Raw genomic sequence first — 17,784 nt, 5'->3', positions numbered from 1 at the left:
GTCTCCTTTGTTCTTTGAGCGCCACGGTGGTGGTGAGCGAGCCATTCTCGTTCACTTGGATGGTCAGGACCCTGAGGCGCGCGAAGATCCGCAGGAGTTTCAGGAGTTGGCAATGTCGGCTGGCGCCGAGACCGTCGCGTTTTTCAACGTGCCGCGTAATCGGCCAACCGCCAAATACCTGATTGGCAGCGGCAAGGTCGAGGAATTGCGCGACCTGGTCAAAGCCGAACAGGTAGATCTGGTGATTTTCAATCACATCCTCACGCCCAGTCAGGAACGTAACCTCGAACGGATATTCGAGTGTCGCGTGATCGACCGCACGGGTCTGATTCTCGATATCTTCGCCCAACGCGCCCGTACCCATGAAGGCAAGCTCCAGGTCGAACTGGCTCAGCTTGAGCACATGAGCACGCGTCTGGTTCGTGGCTGGACTCACCTTGAGCGGCAGAAGGGCGGTATCGGTCTGCGCGGTCCGGGTGAAACCCAGCTGGAAACCGACCGGCGTCTGTTGCGGGTTCGCCTGCGGCAGATCAAGGGGCGCCTGGAAAAGGTCCGCAGCCAGCGCGAGCAGTCGCGTCGTGGCCGCAAGCGCGCTGACATTCCGACGGTTTCACTGGTGGGCTATACCAACGCCGGCAAATCGACGCTGTTCAACTCGGTCACCGAGTCCGATGTGTTCGCCGCCGACCAGTTGTTCGCCACCCTCGACCCGACCCTGCGCCGACTCGAGCTCGACGATCTCGGGCCGATCGTGCTGGCAGACACCGTGGGTTTCATTCGTCACTTGCCGCACAAACTGGTCGAGGCATTTCGGGCTACGCTCGAAGAGTCGAGCAACTCCGACCTGTTGCTGCACGTGATCGACTCCCATGAGCCCGAGCGCATGGCCCAGATTGAGCAGGTCATGGTGGTGTTGGGTGAGATCGGGGCCCAGGACTTGCCGATCCTGGAGGTATACAACAAACTCGATTTGCTCGAGGGTGTTGAGCCGCAGATCCAGCGCGATGCCGATGGCAAGCCGCAACGGGTCTGGTTGTCGGCCAAGGACGGTACGGGTCTGGGTTTGCTCAAGCAGGCCGTGGCCGAGCTGCTCGGCGATGATTTGTTTGTTGGCACCTTGCGCTTGCCGCAACGATTTGCTCGACTGCGTGCGCAGTTTTTCGAACTCGGTGCGGTACAGAAAGAAGAACATGACGAAGAAGGTCTCAGCTTGCTGGCCGTTCGTTTGCCACGGGCCGAATTGAATCGGCTGGTGAGCCGCGAAGGTTTGCAGCCGCTGGAGTTCATCGAGCAACACACTTTGCAATAAAAGCCTGAGAAAGCGGTTGTGCCGTGGTGACAGGCATTCTGTAGCATTGGTCGGCGCGCCGTGGGTGCGTCTTTGCTTTATCAGATGGAGAGCGCTATGGCTTGGAATGAGCCGGGTGGCAACTCGAATAATCAGGATCCTTGGGGTGGCAAGCGCCGTAATAACGGCGATCGCAAGGGGCCGCCAGATCTCGACGAGGCCTTCCGAAAGCTGCAGGAAAGCCTGAACGGGTTGTTCGGTGGTGGTAAGAAACGTGGTGATGACGGTGGTGGTCCGGGCAAGAGCGGCGGCTTCGGCGGTCTGCTCGGCATCGGCCTGGTCGTGTTGGCGGCCGTATGGCTGTACAGCGCGGTCTATGTAGTCGACGAGCAGGAGCAGGCCGTGGTGCTGCGCTTCGGCAAGTACTACGAAACCGTCGGCCCGGGTCTGAACATTTATTTCCCGCCGATCGACAAGAAGTACATGGAAAACGTCACGCGTGAGCGTGCGTACACCAAGCAGGGTCAAATGCTGACTGAAGACGAAAACATCGTCGAAGTGCCGCTGACCGTGCAGTACAAGATCAGCAACCTGCAGGACTTCGTGCTGAGCGTCGATCAGCCGGAAATCAGCCTGCAACACGCGACGGACAGCGCCTTGCGCCATGTGGTGGGCTCCACCGCGATGGACCAGGTACTGACCGAAGGTCGTGAATTGATGGCCAGCGAAATCAAGGAGCGCCTGCAGCGCTTCATGGATACCTATCGCACCGGCATCACCGTTACCCAGGTCAACGTACAGAGCGCAGCGGCACCGCGTGAAGTGCAGGAAGCCTTCGATGACGTGATCCGTGCCCGTGAAGACGAGCAGCGTTCGCGCAACCAGGCTGAAACCTACGCCAACGGCGTCGTGCCGGAAGCTCGTGGTCAGGCCCAGCGTATTCTCGAAGATGCCAATGGCTATCGTGACGAAACCGTCTCGCGTGCCAAGGGTGAGGCTGATCGCTTTACCAAACTGGTCGCCGAGTATCGCAAGGCACCTGAAGTTACCCGCCAGCGTCTGTACCTGGACACCATGCAGGAAGTCTTCAGCAACACCAGCAAGGTTCTCGTGACCGGTAACAAGAATGGCCAGAACAACCTGCTGTACCTGCCACTGGACAAAATGGTCGATAGTGGTCGCAGCACCAGCACTCCGGTGAGCAGTGCAGCCGCCACCAGCAATGAAGCGAATGCGCGTGCGGCAGCTGATCTGCAGCAACAGCAAGCACGTACCAGGGAGAGTCGCTGATGAGCAATAAATCGCTGATCGCCCTTATTGTCGGCGTCGTCGTGGCGATCGCTGCCTGGAACTGCTTCTACATCGTGGCTCAGACCGAGCGTGCGGTGTTGCTGCAGTTCGGTCGCGTGGTTCAGACCGATGTTCAGCCAGGCCTGCATGTGAAGGTGCCTTACGTTAACCAGGTGCGCAAATTCGACGCACGCCTGATGACGCTGGATGCACCGACTCAACGCTTCCTGACGCTGGAAAAGAAAGCCGTGATGGTTGATGCCTACGCCAAGTGGCGCGTGAAGGACGCAGAGCGTTTCTACACCGCGACTTCCGGCCTCAAGCAGATTGCCGACGAGCGTCTGTCGCGCCGTCTGGAATCGGGCCTGCGTGACCAGTTCGGTAAGCGCACCCTGCACGAAGTGGTGTCGGGTGAGCGTGATGCGCTGATGGCGGATATCACGGCTTCGCTGAACAAGATGGCTGAAAAAGAGTTGGGCATTGAAGTCGTCGATGTCCGGGTCAAGACCATCGACCTGCCAAAAGAAGTGAACCGCAGTGTGTTCGAGCGTATGAGCACCGAGCGTGAGCGTGAAGCTCGCGAGCACCGCGCCAAGGGTAACGAACTGGCTGAAGGCATCCGTGCTGACGCCGATCGTCAACGCCGCGTGTTGCTGGCTGAAGCCTACCGTGAGTCCGAAGAGATTCGCGGTGACGGCGATGCCCAAGCCGCTGCGATCTACTCCAAGGCCTACGGTCAGGATCAGGAGTTCTACGCGTTCTACCGTAGCCTGCGTGCCTACCGTGAAAGCTTCGCGAACAAATCCGACGTCATGGTCCTCGACCCAAGCAGTGACTTCTTCCACTACCTGGAAAAAGCCAAGCCTTGATACGGCGTTGACCTGAATCATCCCGCCGGGCGGCTAAAACCTCTGGCGGGGTGATCCTTTGGGAAAACGTGTGTATGATGCGGCAGCCGGGAAATTCCCGGCTTTTTTGCGTCTGCACGTTTGATTGCTGTTTTTGTGCAGGTGCCTGAGCTGACAAGCTCGACAGGTTTTACGAGGAAAGTGCTTGGCGAAGCCCATTTCAGGCTTTTCGCTTCGTCGCTCATGCGCGTGGTTTGTGCTGAGCCGAGCGTTTTCTGCTTCACTCAAGGCTCGCCCAAAGGCTTGCCGCCCGGATCATAGGGGAATGGCGTAATGGCAACGGTAGACCGCTGGCTGCTGCCAGATGGCATCGAAGAAGTACTGCCACCGGAAGCGGCGCGCATAGAAGTCGCGCGTCGTCAGGTGTTGGATCTGTTCCAGAGCTGGGGTTACGAGTTTGTCGTGACTCCCCATATCGAGTACCTGGAATCCCTGCTGACCGGTGCGGGCCAGGACCTGGATCTGCGTACCTTCAAGGTCATCGACCCGCAGTCGGGCCGGCAGATGGGTTTCCGCGCGGACATCACGCCGCAGGTGGCGCGTATCGATGCGCATACCCTGCGTCGCGAAGGCCCGAACCGTCTGTGCTATGCCGGCAGCGTGCTGCATGCGCAGCCGCGCGCCTTGTCGTCCTCGCGCAGCCCGATCCAGTTGGGCGCCGAGTTGTACGGCGATGCCAGCCCGAGCAGTGACGTTGAAGTCATCAGTCTGATGTTGGCCATGCTGCAACTGGCCGATGTGCCGGACGTGCACATGGACCTGGGGCATGTGGGTATCTATCGCGGGCTGGCCCGCGCTGCCGGCTTGTCCGGTGAAGTCGAGCAACAGTTGTTCGATGCGTTGCAACGTAAAGCCATCGACGAGGTCATTACCTTGACCGAAGGCTTGCCGGCCGATCTGTCGGCCATGCTGCAGGCACTGGTCGATCTGTGTGGCGGTCGTGAAGTGCTGGTGGCTGCCCGCGAGCGTCTGGCCAAGGCCCCGGCCCCGGTTCTGGCGGCGCTGGACGATCTGCTGGCGATTGCCGAGCGTTTGTCCGTGCGTTTCCCGGAGCTGCCGTTGTACTTCGACCTGGGTGAGTTGCGCGGTTACCACTATCACACCGGTGTAGTGTTCGCCGCGTTCGTGCCGGGTGTTGGTCAGTCCATTGCCCAGGGCGGTCGTTACGACGACATCGGCGCCGATTTCGGTCGCGCCCGTCCGGCAACCGGTTTCTCTACCGATTTGAAAACCCTGGTGACCCTGGGGCGTGCTGAGATCGAGCTACCGTCTGGCGGTATCTGGATGCCTGACAGTACGGATGCGGCACTCTGGCAGCAGGTTTGCCAGTTGCGCAGTGAGGGTCAGCGTGTCGTTCAGGCCTTGCCTGGACAACCTTTGGCCGCCGCCCGTGAAGCGGACTGCGACCGGCAATTGATTCAGCAGAACGGGCTTTGGCAAGTATCGCCACTGGCTTCTTGAGTTTTCCTGCCGGCCACCGCCGGCACCAAGTTTGCGCGAATGAGGACAAGTGTTATGGGTAAGAATGTCGTAGTCCTGGGCACCCAATGGGGTGATGAGGGCAAAGGCAAGATCGTTGATCTGCTGACCGAACATGCTGCCGCCGTAGTGCGCTACCAGGGGGGGCACAACGCTGGCCACACGCTGGTGATCGACGGTGAAAAAACCGTCTTGCACCTGATCCCGTCGGGCGTGCTGCGCGAAGGCGTGCAGTGCCTGATCGGTAACGGCGTGGTGGTTGCACCTGATGCCCTGCTGCGGGAAATCAACAAGCTGGAAGAGAAAGGCGTGCCGGTGCGCGAGCGCCTGCGAATCAGCCCTTCCTGCCCGCTGATCCTGTCCTACCACGTTGCACTGGACCAGGCCCGTGAAAAGGCCCGTGGCGAGCTGAAGATCGGCACCACCGGTCGTGGCATCGGCCCGGCCTACGAAGACAAGGTTGCGCGTCGCGGCCTGCGCATCGGTGACCTGTTCCATCGTGAGCGTTTCGCCGCCAAGCTGGGCGAGTTGCTGGACTACCACAACTTCGTACTGGTTAATTATTACAAAGAGCCTGCAATCGACTTCCAGAAGACTCTGGACGAGTGCATGGAGTACGCCGAGCTGCTCAAGCCGATGATGCTCGACGTCACCGCCGAACTGCACCAGCTGCGTCGTGCCGGCAAGGACATCATGTTCGAAGGCGCCCAGGGCTCCCTGCTGGACATCGACCACGGTACCTACCCGTACGTCACCAGCTCCAACACCACCGCGGGCGGTATCGCTACCGGTTCGGGTGTCGGCCCGATGTTCCTGGATTACATCCTCGGCATCACCAAGGCTTACACCACTCGTGTCGGTTCGGGCCCGTTCCCGACTGAGCTGTTCGACGACGTTGGCGCGTTCCTGGCCAAGCGTGGCCACGAGTTCGGTGCAACCACCGGCCGTGCCCGTCGTTGCGGCTGGTTCGATGCCGTCATCCTGCGTCGCGCCATCGACGTCAACAGCATCTCGGGCCTGTGCCTGACCAAGCTGGACGTACTGGACGGCCTGGAAACCATCAACATCTGTGTCGGCTACAAGAACCAGGATGGTGCAGTGATCGACGCGCCGACCGACGCCGACAGCTACATCGGCCTGGAGCCGGTGTACGAAGAGATGCCGGGCTGGAAAGAATCCACCCTCGGTGCCAAGACGCTGGAAGAGCTGCCGCAAGCTGCACGCAACTACATCAAGCGCGTCGAAGAGTTGGTCGGTGCGCCGATCGACATTATTTCGACGGGCCCGGACCGCAACGAAACCATCGTTCTGCGTCATCCGTTCGCTTGATAAGTCGTTGATGTAAAAAACAAAGGGCCCTTGATTGGGCCCTTTGTCGTATATGCCTGTAGGACGGCATGACCTTTGCTGTAAGAATTGCTTCTGGCGAGCCATCAATTTAATGGCGCTCATGCAGAGGGATTTCCAGTGTCGGCCGTTCTCTCACTGTTACAAAGCCGTCTCTTGCGGCCTGTGTTCGTTACTCTCGGTATCGCCCTTTTGGTGCAGGTGCTGGTGGCTGTTGCTCTGACCCGGAGCACGGTGACCGCGCTGGAAGCCGATCTTGGCGTGCGCCTGGGAGCTGACAGTCAAAAACTTTCCGGCGAACTCGAGCAGGCAGGGCGTGAAGTCACGTCCAGTCTCGACAGTCTCTCCGCCAGCACGCGTCAGCGTCTTACAACCGGTTTGTCTTCGCGGTTGAAGGAAGAACAGGCGCAACTGCGTGCGACCCTGGAAAAAGACCTGAAGGACTCCGCCAATGATATGGCGCAGCTTCTGGCTTCGGTCGCACCCCGCGCCATGTGGGACAGCGATGTTCCAACCCTCTCCGAGTTCGCCCGTCGGGCGCAGCGCAATCCCAATGTGTTGTTCGTGGTCTACGACGACGCAACGGGCCAGCACCTGACGCGCTATCTCAACCGGGAGAACCCGATCAACAAGGCGCTGCTGGAAAAAGGCCAGGGCGAACGCGCGCTGGACAAGCTGTTGGATGCAGCGAAGAACGATCCGTCGGTCTACTACCTCGAAGCCTCGATCAATCCCAATGGCGTGGAAATCGGCAAGGTCTTGATGGGGGTTTCTACCGCCTCGGTGGAAACCGACCTGGCGGCCCTCGACAAGCGCTTCTCGGCCCTGATCGCCAGCAGTGATCAGCTGGTGGGCGACAGCCTCAAAGGCGCGGCGGCCGACAGCGCGACAGCCATGCGTGCACGGCTGCAGTCGGCGCAATCCACAGCCTCTGAAATGAAAGCCAACACCACCAGCACCGTGCAGGAAGCCGCGGCGACCTTGCGCTGGCGCATTGGCGTGGGGCTGGCGGTAGTGGGTGCCGGCGTGCTGCTATTGCTGGCAGTGGTGCTGGGCCGTCGAGTGGTCAATCGCTTGAAAATGCTGATTAGCGCCATGGATGACCTGGCGGCCGGCGAAGGTGATTTGACCAAGCGCGTGAAGATCAACAGCAAGGACGAAATCGGCGACATGGCTTCGGCGGTCAATCGCTTTGTGGATAAGTTGCAGCCGATCGTGCGTGAGGCGGGTGATGTAGCTCAGCGTACCGGGGTGGAAATCGGTGCCATGACCTTGCGCAATGCAGGAGCCGACGCGGCGGCGGGCATGCAGCGCGACGAGGTGGCCGAGAGCCTGCGTGCGCTGTCGCAGATGGCGGATGAGGCTCAGTCTGAAAGCCATGCCATGCAGGCGGCATTGAAGCAGGTGGTGGATATTCGTCAGGCCACCGATGAAAACACCCGGACCTCCGCGAAAGTCGGCAGCCTGATCGAGGCGTTGGCCGGGCAGGTCGATACCGGCGCACAAGTGATCGAGCGCCTGGCGCAGCAGAGTGAGCAGATTGAAGTGGTGCTGACGGTGATTCACGGGATCGCCGAGCAAACCAACTTACTGGCCTTGAACGCGGCCATCGAGGCGGCGCGAGCCGGTGAGACCGGGCGCGGGTTTGCCGTGGTGGCCGATGAGGTGCGGGCGCTGGCGAGCAAGACTCAAAGCTCCACTGGCGATATCCAGGCGCACATCGTGGCGTTGCAGCAAGGTGCACGCGAAGCAGTGGCGGCGATCGGGCAGGCGGGGCGTCAGGCCAACGAGGGTTTGCTGGTGTTGCGTGACAGTGCGCGGTTGCAGCAATCGGTACAGGCATCGGTAGAACAGGTGCACGCGGCGATTGGCCTGGCGACTCAGGCCGCGGCGCATCAGGCGCAGGGTGCACAGGCGGTGCGTGGACGGGTCGAGACTATCCATGCGCAGGCCGAGAAAGCGGCGCAAGCCGTGGTGGAAACCACGGCCAGCGGCAAGGTGCTGGATGGCCTGGCGGCGCAGTTGAAGGCGAGCCTGGGGCAGTTCAGGGCTTAAGTTATTCTTTGGTTGAGCAGGCCTCTTCGCGAGCAGGCTCGCTCCCACATTGGAACGCGTTCTCCTGTGGGAGCGAGCCTGCTCGCGAAAGCGCTTTCAGCGGCTCAGATACATCCGCGTCGTTAACAGATAGACCGGCACCCCTGATACCAGGATCAACAACGCCGCATAAGGCGCCGCCGCCGCAAACTCCACGTTCGCGGTATGCGCCCAAACCTCCGTCGCCAAGGTGTTGAGCCCCGTCGGACTCAACAGCAGGGTCGCCGTCAGTTCCTTCATTGCATCCAGAAACACCAGCGCAAACGCCGCTCCCAGTGCCGGGAAGATGATCGGCAGTGTCACCCGGCAAAACGCGGTGAACGACGATGCGCCCAGTGTTCGTGCAGCCTCTTCCAGTTGCGGTGCAGCCTTGTTCAGCGCTGTGCGGATCGGTGCCTGGGCCAGGGGCAGAAACAGCAGTGCATAAGCGATCAACAGCAACATCGACGTCTGGTACAGCATCGGTACATAGTGCAAGGCGAAATACACCAGGGTCAGGGCGATCACCAGGCCTGGCAGTGCGTGCAGCAGATACGGCAAGCGTTCGGCCCAGATTGCCAGTTGGCCTTTGTAGCGCACCACCAACAGGCCCACCGGCACCGCAAGCACCAGGCAGAACGCCGCGCCACCCATCGACAGTGCCAGGGACGACAGCAGCGCCTCGCTGATGGCGGCAACCGGGAAAGCGGCCGATGATCCCACAGCCAGCCAGTAAACCAGCATGCCCAGCGGAATACCGCTGCCGACGATCGCCAGCAACAGGCAGTACAGTTGCCCGGCAATCGCCCATGGCCCCAGCCGCACTTGCTCCGCCTGTCGCGCCGCGCCCTGTCCGGTGCGCACGTGTCGACCCTTGCCGCGAACGCGAAGCTCCAGCCATAGCAGCATCAGGCACAGCATTAGCAGCACCGCTGAAAGCATCGCCGCGTTGGCGTTGCTGAACTCCAGTTCGAACTGTTGATAGATCGCGGTGGTGAAGGTTTGCAGGCCGATGATCGACAGTGCGCCGAACTCAACCAGCATGTGTAGTGCGATCAGCAAAGAGCCGGCAATCAGCGATGGCCAGAGCAGGGGCAGGGTGATCTTGAAGAATACGCCCCAGCGATTGTGTCCCAGTGTTCGCGCGGACTCTTCCAGCGAGGGGTCAAGGTTGCGCAAGGTCGCTGCAACCGGCAAGAAGATCAGCGGGTATTTGGAAAGGGTCATGACCAGGATCGCCCCGCCCAGTCCTTCGAAGTGTGCGCTGAGGGATACCCAGGTGAAGCTGCTGACAAACGCGGGGACGGCGAACGGCAAGCACAGGATCACGCCCCACAACCGCCGTCCTGGCAGATTGCTGCGTTCCAGCAGCCACGCCAGCGACAGACCGATCACACCGCAGGCCAGCGTAACGCCGACCATCAATGCCAGGGTGTTGCGCAACAGGCCGAACACGTAGGGCCGCCACAACAGATGCACGGCTTCGGCCCAGCCGGCTTGCCAGGCCTTGAGCCCGACATAGACCAGTGGCAGCAGGCTGAGCACCACCAGCAGCAAAACCGGCAGCAGCAGCCAGATCGACGGCCGCTTGCGTCGCGGCACGTAGCTGCGGTGCCCAGCGGCGGATAGCGTTGTGCTCATCAGTTCAGGCCAACATCACGTTCCAGGTCCAGGGCTTCTTCAGCATTGCCGAGGTCGGCTGGCGTGACGTTCGGTGCTTGCAGCTCGCTGAATGGCTTGAGACCGCGATCCGACTCCATGCCTTTGTGCAGTGGGTATTCGGCGGTGGTCTGGGTGATCACTCGCTGGCCTTCTTCGCTGGCCATGTAGGCGAGCAGTTGCTGGGCTTCTTTGGGGTGCTTGCTGGATTTCAGCACGGCCGCACTGGAAACCGTGATCAGCCCGCCGACGTCGCCGCCGGTGAAGTAATGCAGCTTCGAGTCGAGCTGGCCTTTTTCCCGCTGAAGGGCGAACCAGTAGTAGTTGTTGACCAGTACGGTGGCGACTTCGCCGTTTTCCACGGCTTTGAGTGCAACCATGTTATTGCTGTAGGTCTTGCCGAAGGCGCGCAGGCCGGTGAGCCATTCTTCGGCCGCGTCCATGCCGTGCACCTTGATAATCGCCACGGCCTGTTCCTGGAAGGCGCCACTGGTGGGCACGAAGCCGACCTTGCCTTGCCATTTCGGATCGGAGAATTCCATCACCGATTTCGGCAGGTCTTTTTCATCGATCAGCTTCGGGTTGAACGCGACAACCCGCACCCGGGCGGTCACGCCAATCCAGGTGCCATTGCCGGCGACGTAATCCTTGGGCAGGACCGCCAGGGTGGCGTCGTCAGCCATGGCCAGCAGGCCTTGTTCGCCGAGCTTGTTCAGTGGGGGCGATTCCTCGGTGTAGATCACGTCGGCAGGGGAGCGATCGCCTTCTTCGACGATCTGGCTGGCGAGTTGGTTGCTGCTGCCTTTGCGTACGTTGACGTGAATGCCGGTCTTGGCTTCGAAGGCTTTGGCGACCGCGTCGCCGACTTCCTTGTGCTGGCCGTTGTAGAGTGTCAGGGAAACCGGGTCGGCGGCTTGGGTGAGGGGAGTGGCGAGTGCCAGGCCGAGCAGGGTGATGGTCAGGCCTCGGCGCAGGGTATTTCGAAGCATCATTCGCAGGGTTCCTCACTGTCGCATTGCAAAATCTTGCAACAATGATAAACGATATTCTTTCTCAAATGCGCCTTGTGAGTCCGGCATGACTTTGATATGTGCGATTGCTTTTGTGGGGGCGAGCTCTGCTCGCGATGGGCGTGAACGAAAACGAGGGGTGTCTGGAGAAGTGCGTTGTCTTTGAATCCATCGCGAGCAGGGCTCGCTCCTACAGGGAGAGGTGCTTTTCAAACCTCAAAAACGCAAAAACCCGCTTTCGCGGGTTTCTGTGAAATTCAAGGCCGTAACCTTGAACTTGAATTGGTGCCCAGAAGAAGACTCGAACTTCCACGGCCGTAAGGCCACCAGCACCTGAAGCTGGCGTGTCTACCAATTTCACCATCTGGGCATTCATCTTCAGCGTTGCCGCTGTTGATGTGGCGCACTATACGGAGAGTATTTTTATCTGTAAACCCCTGATTTAAATTTATTAAATCAGAGGTTTAGAATGCAAAAAACCCGCTTTCGCGGGTTTTGTGTGAGCCTTGAAATTGATCTAATCTCAAGCTCGAAATTGGTGCCCAGAAGAAGACTCGAACTTCCACGACCGTAAGGTCACCAGCACCTGAAGCTGGCGTGTCTACCAATTTCACCATCTGGGCAGTATCGGCAACGTTGTCCGTCGTCGATGGCGCGCACTATACGGAGCGTCTTTTTAACTGTAAACCCCCGGTCTCAAAAAAACCTGAAAAATTTCACCAGCGGTCTGCAATTCAGCGTTGAGGTGTCGATACAGGGCTTTAGATGGGCCGTCTTAGCTTGAAATTTCCCGTTTCATTACGCCTATGCCAAACTAACCCGCATATAGACAAGGTGAAAACTCTCTAATGGCCGATTGGCAGTCCCTCGATCCCGAGGCCGCTCGTGAAGCGGAAAAATATGAAAACCCCATTCCTAGCCGCGAACTGATCCTTCAGCATCTTGCTGATCGGGGTTCGCCTGCTAACCGCGAGCAATTGGTCGAAGAGTTTGGTCTGACCACAGAAGACCAGATCGAAGCCCTGCGCCGCCGCCTGCGCGCCATGGAGCGCGATGCTCAACTCATCTATACCCGTCGTGGCACCTATGCACCGGTGGACAAGCTTGACCTGATCCTCGGTCGCATCAGCGGTCATCGCGACGGTTTCGGTTTCCTGGTGCCGGACGACGGCAGTGACGACCTGTTCATGAGCCCGGCGCAAATGCGTCTGGTGTTCGACGGTGACCGTGCCCTGGCCCGTGTTTCCGGCCTGGACCGTCGCGGTCGCCGCGAAGGCATGATTGTCGAAGTGGTGTCCCGTGCTCACGAAAGCATTGTCGGTCGTTACTTCGAAGAGGGCGGTATCGGTTTCGTGGTTGCCGACAACCCGAAGATCCAGCAGGAAGTGCTGGTGACGCCGGGCCGTAACGCCAATGCCCAGATCGGTCAGTTCGTTGAAGTGAAGATCACTCACTGGCCGACGCCACGCTTCCAGCCGCAAGGCGACGTGGTTGAAGTCGTGGGCAACTACATGGCGCCAGGCATGGAAATCGATGTCGCCCTGCGGACCTACGACATTCCGCACGTCTGGCCGGACGCCGTGCTCAAGGAAGCCGGCAAGCTCAAGCCGGAAGTCGAAGAAAAAGACAAAGAGAAGCGCATCGACCTGCGCCATCTGCCGTTCGTCACCATCGACGGTGAAGATGCCCGCGACTTCGACGACGCGGTCTACTGCGAAGCCCGGCCGGGCAAGCTGCGCCTGTTCTCCGGCGGCTGGAAGTTGTACGTGGCGATTGCCGACGTTTCCAGCTACGTGAAGCTCGGTTCGGCACTGGATGCCGAGGCTCAGGTTCGTGGCAACTCGGTGTACTTCCCCGAGCGCGTGATCCCGATGCTGCCAGAGCAGCTGTCCAACGGTCTGTGCTCGCTGAACCCGCAAGTCGATCGTCTGGCCATGGTTTGCGAGATGACCATCTCCAAATCCGGCGAAATGACCGACTACTGCTTCTATGAGGCGGTGATCCATTCCCATGCGCGCCTGACCTATAACAAAGTCAGCGCCATGCTCGAAACGCCGAAAGCCACCGAAGCGCGCAAGCTGCGTGGCGAGTACACCGATGTCGTGCCGCACCTCAAGCAGCTGTATGCGCTGTACAAGGTGTTGCTGGCCGCTCGTCATGTGCGCGGTGCGATCGATTTCGAAACCCAGGAAACCCGCATCATCTTCGGTTCCGAGCGCAAGATCGCCGAAATCCGGCCGACCGTGCGCAACGATGCGCACAAGTTGATCGAGGAATGCATGCTGGCGGCCAACGTGGCCACCGCCGAATTCCTGAAAAAGCACGAGATTCCTGCGCTGTATCGCGTTCACGACGGTCCGCCACCGGAGCGTCTGGAAAAACTGCGTGCCTTCCTCGGCGAACTCGGCCTGTCCCTGCACAAAGGCAAGGACGGCCCGTCGCCGAAGGACTACCAGGCACTGCTGGCAGGTATCAAGGACCGTCCGGATTTCCACCTGATCCAGACTGTCATGCTGCGCTCGTTGAGCCAGGCGGTGTACAGCGCCGATAACCAGGGCCACTTCGGCCTGAATTACGAGGCCTACACCCACTTCACCTCGCCGATCCGCCGCTATCCGGACTTGCTCACGCATCGGGCGATTCGCAGCGTCATCCATTCGAAGCAGGACACCCCGCACGTTCGCCGTGCCGGTGCGATGACCATTCCGAAGGCGCGCATCTACCCGTACGACGAAGCGGCGCTGGAGCAACTCGGCGAGCAGTGCTCGATGAGCGAACGCCGTGCCGACGAAGCGACCCGCGACGTGGTGAACTGGCTCAAGTGCGAGTTCATGAAGGATCGCGTGGGCGAATCGTTCCCGGGCGTGATCACGGCGGTGACCGGTTTCGGTCTGTTTGTCGAACTGACCGATATCTACGTCGAAGGCCTGGTGCACGTCACCGCGCTGCCGGGCGATTACTACCATTTCGACCCTGTGCATCACCGCCTGGCCGGTGAACGTACCGGCCGCAGCTTCCGCCTTGGCGATACCGTTGAAGTGCGGGTCATGCGCGTCGATCTCGACGAGCGCAAGATCGACTTCGAGATGGCCGAAAAAACCATCAGCGCGCCGATCGGTCGCAAGAAACGCGGTACTGAAACCGCCGCTCCTGCTGCAAAGACCGCCGCAGAGCCTGCGCCGGCGAAAACCGGTCGTCGTCCTGCCAAGGAAAAGGCTGTCGAAGCTTATCGTCCGAGCGATGCGGCGGCGAAAAACGCTGAAGTGCGCAAGAGTCGTGAATTGAAAAAGGCGCTGTTGGCCGACGCAAAAAGCGGCGGTAAAGCGGCGTCTGCGGGAAAGACCTCACGGTCGGCGCCTGACAAGGCTTCCGGCGGCAAACCAGCCAAACCGAGCAAACATCGTAAAGGTCCGCCAAAAGCGGGCTCGGCCCCAGCCAAAAGCGGTGGGGCGCGTAAACCTAAGGCCAAGCCATGAGTCAGTTGGAGAAAATCTATGGCGTGCACGCCGTAGAAGCGTTGCTGCGTCACCACCCCAAGCGCGTCAAGCAGATCTGGCTGGCCGAAGGCCGCAGTGATCCGCGCGTGCAAACGCTGATCGAGCTGGCCAACGAGAATCGTGTCCAGGTCGGTCAGGCCGAGCGCCGTGAAATGGATGCCTGGGTCGAAGGCGTGCATCAGGGCGTGGTCGCGGACGTCAGTCCGAGCCAGGTCTGGGGCGAAGCGATGCTCGATGAGTTGCTCGATCGCACTGAAGGCGCGCCGCTGCTGTTGGTGCTCGACGGCGTGACCGATCCGCACAACCTGGGTGCCTGCCTGCGATCCGCCGATGCGGCGGGTGCGCTGGCGGTGATTGTGCCGAAGGACAAGTCCGCGACGCTGACCCCTACGGTTCGCAAGGTGGCTTGTGGTGCTGCCGAAGTGATCCCGTTGGTCGCCGTGACTAACCTGGCGCGCACACTGGAAAAGCTCAAGCAGCGTGGCTTGTGGGTCGTCGGTACGGCGGGCGAGGCGCAAGTCAGTCTTTATGACCAGGACCTGACCGGCCCGACCATCCTGATCATGGGGGCAGAAGGCAGCGGCATGCGACGCCTGACTCGCGATCTGTGCGACTACCTGGTGCGCCTGCCGATGGCGGGTAGCGTCAGCAGTCTCAACGTCTCCGTAGCGACCGGCGTTTGTCTGTTCGAGGCCTTGCGCCAGCGCGGCGCGAAAGCGGCCACCAAAAAGGCTTAAGCCAGTTGTAATCCCTGTGGGAGCGAGCCTGCTCGCGAAAGCGGAGTAACATTCAGCATCAATGTTGAATGTTTATGTCCCCTTCGCGAGCAGGCTCGCTCCCACAATGATTTGTGCGTAGGCAAAGATTGGCGGTTGTTCAAATAATCACCAATTACCTTGCGCCTCCCACGCCCCTTCTCTACAATTGCGCCCCTTGCTGTGACGGCAGGCGCGCATGTGCCTTACCCACGCAAGTCCATAAGTGTCATTCACTCCTTGTCTGACCGCTTTTGAGCGGCAGGCTACAACCCGTAAGGAGCATTCATGCGTCATTACGAAATCATCTTTTTGGTCCACCCGGATCAAAGCGAGCAAGTCGGCGGCATGGTTGAGCGTTACACCAAGCTGATCGAAGAAGACGGCGGCAAAATCCACCGTCTGGAAGATTGGGGCCGTCGTCAACTGGCCTACGCAATCAACAATGTTCACAAGGCTCACTACGTGATGCTGAACGTTGAGTGCACTGGCAAGGCCCTGGCCGAGCTGGAAGACAACTTCCGCTACAACGATGCAGTGATCCGTAACCTGGTCATCCGTCGCGAAGAAGCCGTTACCGGCCAATCCGAGATGCTCAAGGCTGAAGAAAACCGCAGTGAGCGCCGTGAGCGTCGCGACCGTCCTGAGCACTCCGACGCCGAAGGCGTTGAGGGTGATGACAGCGACAACAGCGATAACGCTGACGAGTAATCCACGGACCTTTTAAGGAGCCTATCAAATGGCACGTTTCTTCCGTCGTCGTAAATTCTGCCGCTTCACCGCTGAAGACGTGAAAGAGATCGATTACAAAGATCTCAACACTCTGAAAGCTTATGTATCCGAGACCGGCAAAATCGTTCCAAGCCGCATCACCGGTACCAAAGCTCGTTATCAGCGTCAGCTGGCCACCGCTATCAAGCGCGCCCGCTTCCTGGCCCTGCTGGCCTACACCGACAGCCACGGCCGCTGAGACCGGGCAGTCGACACGTAGCAAAGGATTGAATGTATGCGGGCCTTGGCTGAGTTCATCATGCGGGGCCGTATGCAGGCCACTCTGGTAGTGGCTGGATGCGCGGCATTGCCGTTGTTGTATTGGTTGGGTGCTGCCGCCGGATGCCTTGTGCTCCTGCGGCGCGGATTGAAGGACGCCTTGGGCGTTCTTGCTCTTGGACTGCTGCCGGCGTTGATCTGGTGGCTTTACTCCGACGACCCACGGGCGCTTCTGGTGCTGCTGGGGTCTGCGAGCCTTGCGTTGGTTCTGCGCGCAAGCGAGTCCTGGAACCGCGTGCTGCTGGTCAGCATAGCGATGGGAGTGGTGTTTTCAGTGGTGCTGGGGACGGCTTTTGGGCCCCAGATCGAGATGCTGGCGCAGGCTTTGATCAAAGTCATGCCGTCGCTACTCGGTGAGGTCTACCAGAAGATGTCGGTAGACGAGCAAGCGCGTTTCGCGTCCCTGATTGCACCGATCCTGACCGGCCTGATAGCGGCCTTGTTGCAAATCGTCAGTGTGCTGAGCCTGATTGTCGGGCGCTACTGGCAGGCGTTGTTGTACAACCCCGGTGGTTTCGGTCGCGAGTTTCGCGCCGTCCGAATCCCGCTGGGTCCCGCGATGTTGCTGCTGGCGGGCATGGTTGTGACACCGAATCTCGGTGTCCAGATGTCCATGCTTGTGCCGTTGTGCAGTGTACCGCTGGTTTTCGCCGGGCTGGCCCTGATTCACGGGCTGGTGGCGCAAAAGCGACTGGCCAGGTTCTGGCTGGTGGGGTTGTACGTGACGCTGTTGCTGTTCATGCAGCTGATCTATCCGTTGCTGGTGGTTTTGGCCATCGTCGACAGCCTGATTGATTTTCGCGGTCGTCTGGTGTCGAAAGACCCCGATAACGCGAACGGTGAAGGTTAAAAGTTAAGAGGATTTTCACATGCAACTGATCCTTCTGGAAAAAGTCACCAACCTGGGCAACCTGGGTGACAAAGTGAACGTTAAGGCTGGTTACGGTCGTAACTACCTGCTGCCTTACGGCAAAGCTACCGCTGCGACCCCAGCCAACCTGGCTGCGTTCGAAGAGCGTCGCGCTGAGCTGGAAAAAGCCGCAGCAGACCGTAAATCTTCGGCTGAAAGCCGTGCCGCCCAACTGGCTGAGCTGGAAGTGACTATCACTGCCACCGCTGGTGACGAAGGCAAGCTGTTCGGTTCGATCGGCACCCACGACATCGCTGATGCACTGACCGCCTCTGGCGTTGAAGTTGCAAAAAGCGAAGTTCGTCTGCCGAACGGCACCATCCGCAACGTAGGTGAATTCGACGTGGCCGTGCACCTGCACGCCGAAGTTGAAGCCACCGTACGCGTTGTCGTGGTAGCAGCTTAAGCAGCACTTGTCGGCTGGCACCCTCGGGTGCTTGCCGGTAACATCGGGCACGATCCTGTTTACAGGTCGTGCCCTTTGTCTTTCTGGTAACACCCGTTTTTCAATCCCTGCT

At 59.8% G+C, this 17,784-nt stretch carries 15 protein-coding genes and 2 tRNA genes; 12 read left to right on the top strand and 5 right to left on the bottom strand.

The window, feature by feature from the left end; all coding sequences use genetic code 11:
- Positions 1–7 precede the first annotated feature (7 nt).
- The 3 genes from hflX to hflC all read left to right on the top strand — a co-directional run bounded on the left by hflX (position 8) and on the right by hflC (position 3,447).
- Positions 8–1,309: a ribosome rescue GTPase HflX gene (gene hflX, locus CKW21_RS00815; protein ID WP_095192131.1), complete on the top strand. Its 1,302-nt coding sequence runs from the start codon at positions 8–10 to the stop codon at positions 1,307–1,309.
- Between the two features lie 96 nt (positions 1,310–1,405).
- The gene (gene hflK / locus CKW21_RS00810) at positions 1,406–2,578 is read left to right on the top strand and encodes an FtsH protease activity modulator HflK (protein WP_095192130.1); all 1,173 of its coding nucleotides are present in this window, start codon (positions 1,406–1,408) and stop codon (positions 2,576–2,578) included.
- Positions 2,578–3,447, top strand: coding sequence for a protease modulator HflC (gene hflC, locus CKW21_RS00805; protein WP_095192129.1), 870 nt, complete (start codon positions 2,578–2,580; stop codon positions 3,445–3,447). Before hflK ends, hflC begins: the two co-directional genes overlap by 1 nt.
- Before the next feature lie 17 nt (positions 3,448–3,464).
- Here the strand turns inward: hflC and CKW21_RS30215 are convergent, their stop codons facing one another.
- The gene (locus tag CKW21_RS30215) at positions 3,465–3,710 is read right to left on the bottom strand and encodes a hypothetical protein (protein WP_141232872.1); all 246 of its coding nucleotides are present in this window, start codon (positions 3,708–3,710) and stop codon (positions 3,465–3,467) included.
- Positions 3,711–3,759: 49 nt separating this feature from the next.
- Between CKW21_RS30215 and CKW21_RS00800 the strand changes: the two genes are divergently transcribed.
- The 3 genes from CKW21_RS00800 (at position 3,760) to CKW21_RS00790 (ending at position 8,367) form a co-directional block, all read left to right on the top strand.
- Positions 3,760–4,947 carry an ATP phosphoribosyltransferase regulatory subunit gene (locus CKW21_RS00800; protein ID WP_095192128.1) on the top strand — a complete coding sequence of 396 codons (1,188 nt, stop codon included), beginning with the start codon at positions 3,760–3,762 and terminating at the stop codon, positions 4,945–4,947.
- 54 nt (positions 4,948–5,001) lie between these two features.
- Positions 5,002–6,294, top strand: a complete 1,293-nt coding sequence (locus tag CKW21_RS00795) for an adenylosuccinate synthase (protein WP_095192127.1) — start codon at positions 5,002–5,004, stop codon at positions 6,292–6,294.
- Between the two features lie 138 nt (positions 6,295–6,432).
- Positions 6,433–8,367, top strand: a complete 1,935-nt coding sequence (locus tag CKW21_RS00790) for a methyl-accepting chemotaxis protein (RefSeq protein WP_095192126.1) — start codon at positions 6,433–6,435, stop codon at positions 8,365–8,367.
- A 96-nt stretch (positions 8,368–8,463) separates the two neighbouring features.
- On the opposite strand, the gene CKW21_RS00785 is transcribed toward CKW21_RS00790, so the two are convergent.
- The 4 genes from CKW21_RS00785 to CKW21_RS00770 all read right to left on the bottom strand — a co-directional run bounded on the left by CKW21_RS00785 (position 8,464) and on the right by CKW21_RS00770 (position 11,677).
- Positions 8,464–10,026 (bottom strand): iron ABC transporter permease, encoded by a 1,563-nt coding sequence (locus tag CKW21_RS00785; protein WP_095192125.1) that lies wholly within the window; start codon positions 10,024–10,026, stop codon positions 8,464–8,466.
- The gene (locus CKW21_RS00780) at positions 10,026–11,036 is read right to left on the bottom strand and encodes an extracellular solute-binding protein (protein ID WP_095192124.1); all 1,011 of its coding nucleotides are present in this window, start codon (positions 11,034–11,036) and stop codon (positions 10,026–10,028) included. The genes CKW21_RS00785 and CKW21_RS00780 overlap by 1 nt, the downstream gene beginning before the upstream one ends.
- 301 nt (positions 11,037–11,337) lie before the next feature.
- Positions 11,338–11,424, bottom strand: a tRNA-Leu gene (locus tag CKW21_RS00775).
- A gap of 166 nt (positions 11,425–11,590) precedes the next feature.
- Positions 11,591–11,677 (bottom strand) — tRNA-Leu (locus tag CKW21_RS00770).
- A 225-nt stretch (positions 11,678–11,902) separates the two neighbouring features.
- On the opposite strand from CKW21_RS00770, the gene rnr reads away from it, so the two are divergent.
- The 6 genes from rnr (at position 11,903) to rplI (ending at position 17,672) form a co-directional block, all read left to right on the top strand.
- Complete coding sequence (gene rnr / locus CKW21_RS00765; RefSeq protein WP_095192123.1) at positions 11,903–14,530, top strand: ribonuclease R; 2,628 nt, start codon at positions 11,903–11,905, stop codon at positions 14,528–14,530.
- Positions 14,527–15,288, top strand: coding sequence for a 23S rRNA (guanosine(2251)-2'-O)-methyltransferase RlmB (gene rlmB / locus CKW21_RS00760; protein WP_095192122.1), 762 nt, complete (start codon positions 14,527–14,529; stop codon positions 15,286–15,288). The genes rnr and rlmB overlap by 4 nt, the downstream gene beginning before the upstream one ends.
- 306 nt (positions 15,289–15,594) lie before the next feature.
- Positions 15,595–16,017 (top strand): 30S ribosomal protein S6, encoded by a 423-nt coding sequence (rpsF, locus tag CKW21_RS00755; protein ID WP_095192121.1) that lies wholly within the window; start codon positions 15,595–15,597, stop codon positions 16,015–16,017.
- A 28-nt stretch (positions 16,018–16,045) separates the two neighbouring features.
- Positions 16,046–16,276: a 30S ribosomal protein S18 gene (rpsR, locus tag CKW21_RS00750; RefSeq protein WP_002551829.1), complete on the top strand. Its 231-nt coding sequence runs from the start codon at positions 16,046–16,048 to the stop codon at positions 16,274–16,276.
- 36 nt (positions 16,277–16,312) lie between these two features.
- Positions 16,313–17,206, top strand: a complete 894-nt coding sequence (locus tag CKW21_RS00745; RefSeq protein ID WP_095192120.1) for a hypothetical protein — start codon at positions 16,313–16,315, stop codon at positions 17,204–17,206.
- Positions 17,207–17,225: 19 nt separating this feature from the next.
- A complete protein-coding gene (gene rplI, locus CKW21_RS00740) occupies positions 17,226–17,672 on the top strand; it encodes a 50S ribosomal protein L9 (RefSeq protein WP_008058981.1) in 447 nt (148 codons plus the stop codon).
- Positions 17,673–17,784 lie beyond the last annotated feature (112 nt).

Origin of the sequence: Pseudomonas sp. Irchel 3A7, from assembly GCF_900187565.1 — a bacterium.
Lineage (GTDB): Bacteria > Pseudomonadota > Gammaproteobacteria > Pseudomonadales > Pseudomonadaceae > Aquipseudomonas.
This window is presented reverse-complemented; position numbering and strand designations above follow the sequence as displayed.

What these genes read in the sequence shown, in the direction of transcription:
- hflK (WP_095192130.1), top strand. Translation starts at nt 1,406, where the DNA reads ATGGCTTGGAATGAGCCGGGTGGCAACTCGAATAATCAGGATCCTTGG.
- hflC (WP_095192129.1), top strand. Translation starts at nt 2,578, where the DNA reads ATGAGCAATAAATCGCTGATCGCCCTTATTGTCGGCGTCGTCGTGGCG.
- CKW21_RS00800 (WP_095192128.1), top strand. Translation starts at nt 3,760, where the DNA reads ATGGCAACGGTAGACCGCTGGCTGCTGCCAGATGGCATCGAAGAAGTA.
- CKW21_RS00795 (WP_095192127.1), top strand. Translation starts at nt 5,002, where the DNA reads ATGGGTAAGAATGTCGTAGTCCTGGGCACCCAATGGGGTGATGAGGGC.
- CKW21_RS00785 (WP_095192125.1), bottom strand. Translation starts at nt 10,026, where the DNA reads ATGAGCACAACGCTATCCGCCGCTGGGCACCGCAGCTACGTGCCGCGA.
- CKW21_RS00780 (WP_095192124.1), bottom strand. Translation starts at nt 11,036, where the DNA reads ATGATGCTTCGAAATACCCTGCGCCGAGGCCTGACCATCACCCTGCTC.
- rnr (WP_095192123.1), top strand. Translation starts at nt 11,903, where the DNA reads ATGGCCGATTGGCAGTCCCTCGATCCCGAGGCCGCTCGTGAAGCGGAA.
- rlmB (WP_095192122.1), top strand. Translation starts at nt 14,527, where the DNA reads ATGAGTCAGTTGGAGAAAATCTATGGCGTGCACGCCGTAGAAGCGTTG.
- rpsF (WP_095192121.1), top strand. Translation starts at nt 15,595, where the DNA reads ATGCGTCATTACGAAATCATCTTTTTGGTCCACCCGGATCAAAGCGAG.
- rpsR (WP_002551829.1), top strand. Translation starts at nt 16,046, where the DNA reads ATGGCACGTTTCTTCCGTCGTCGTAAATTCTGCCGCTTCACCGCTGAA.
- CKW21_RS00745 (WP_095192120.1), top strand. Translation starts at nt 16,313, where the DNA reads ATGCGGGCCTTGGCTGAGTTCATCATGCGGGGCCGTATGCAGGCCACT.
- rplI (WP_008058981.1), top strand. Translation starts at nt 17,226, where the DNA reads ATGCAACTGATCCTTCTGGAAAAAGTCACCAACCTGGGCAACCTGGGT.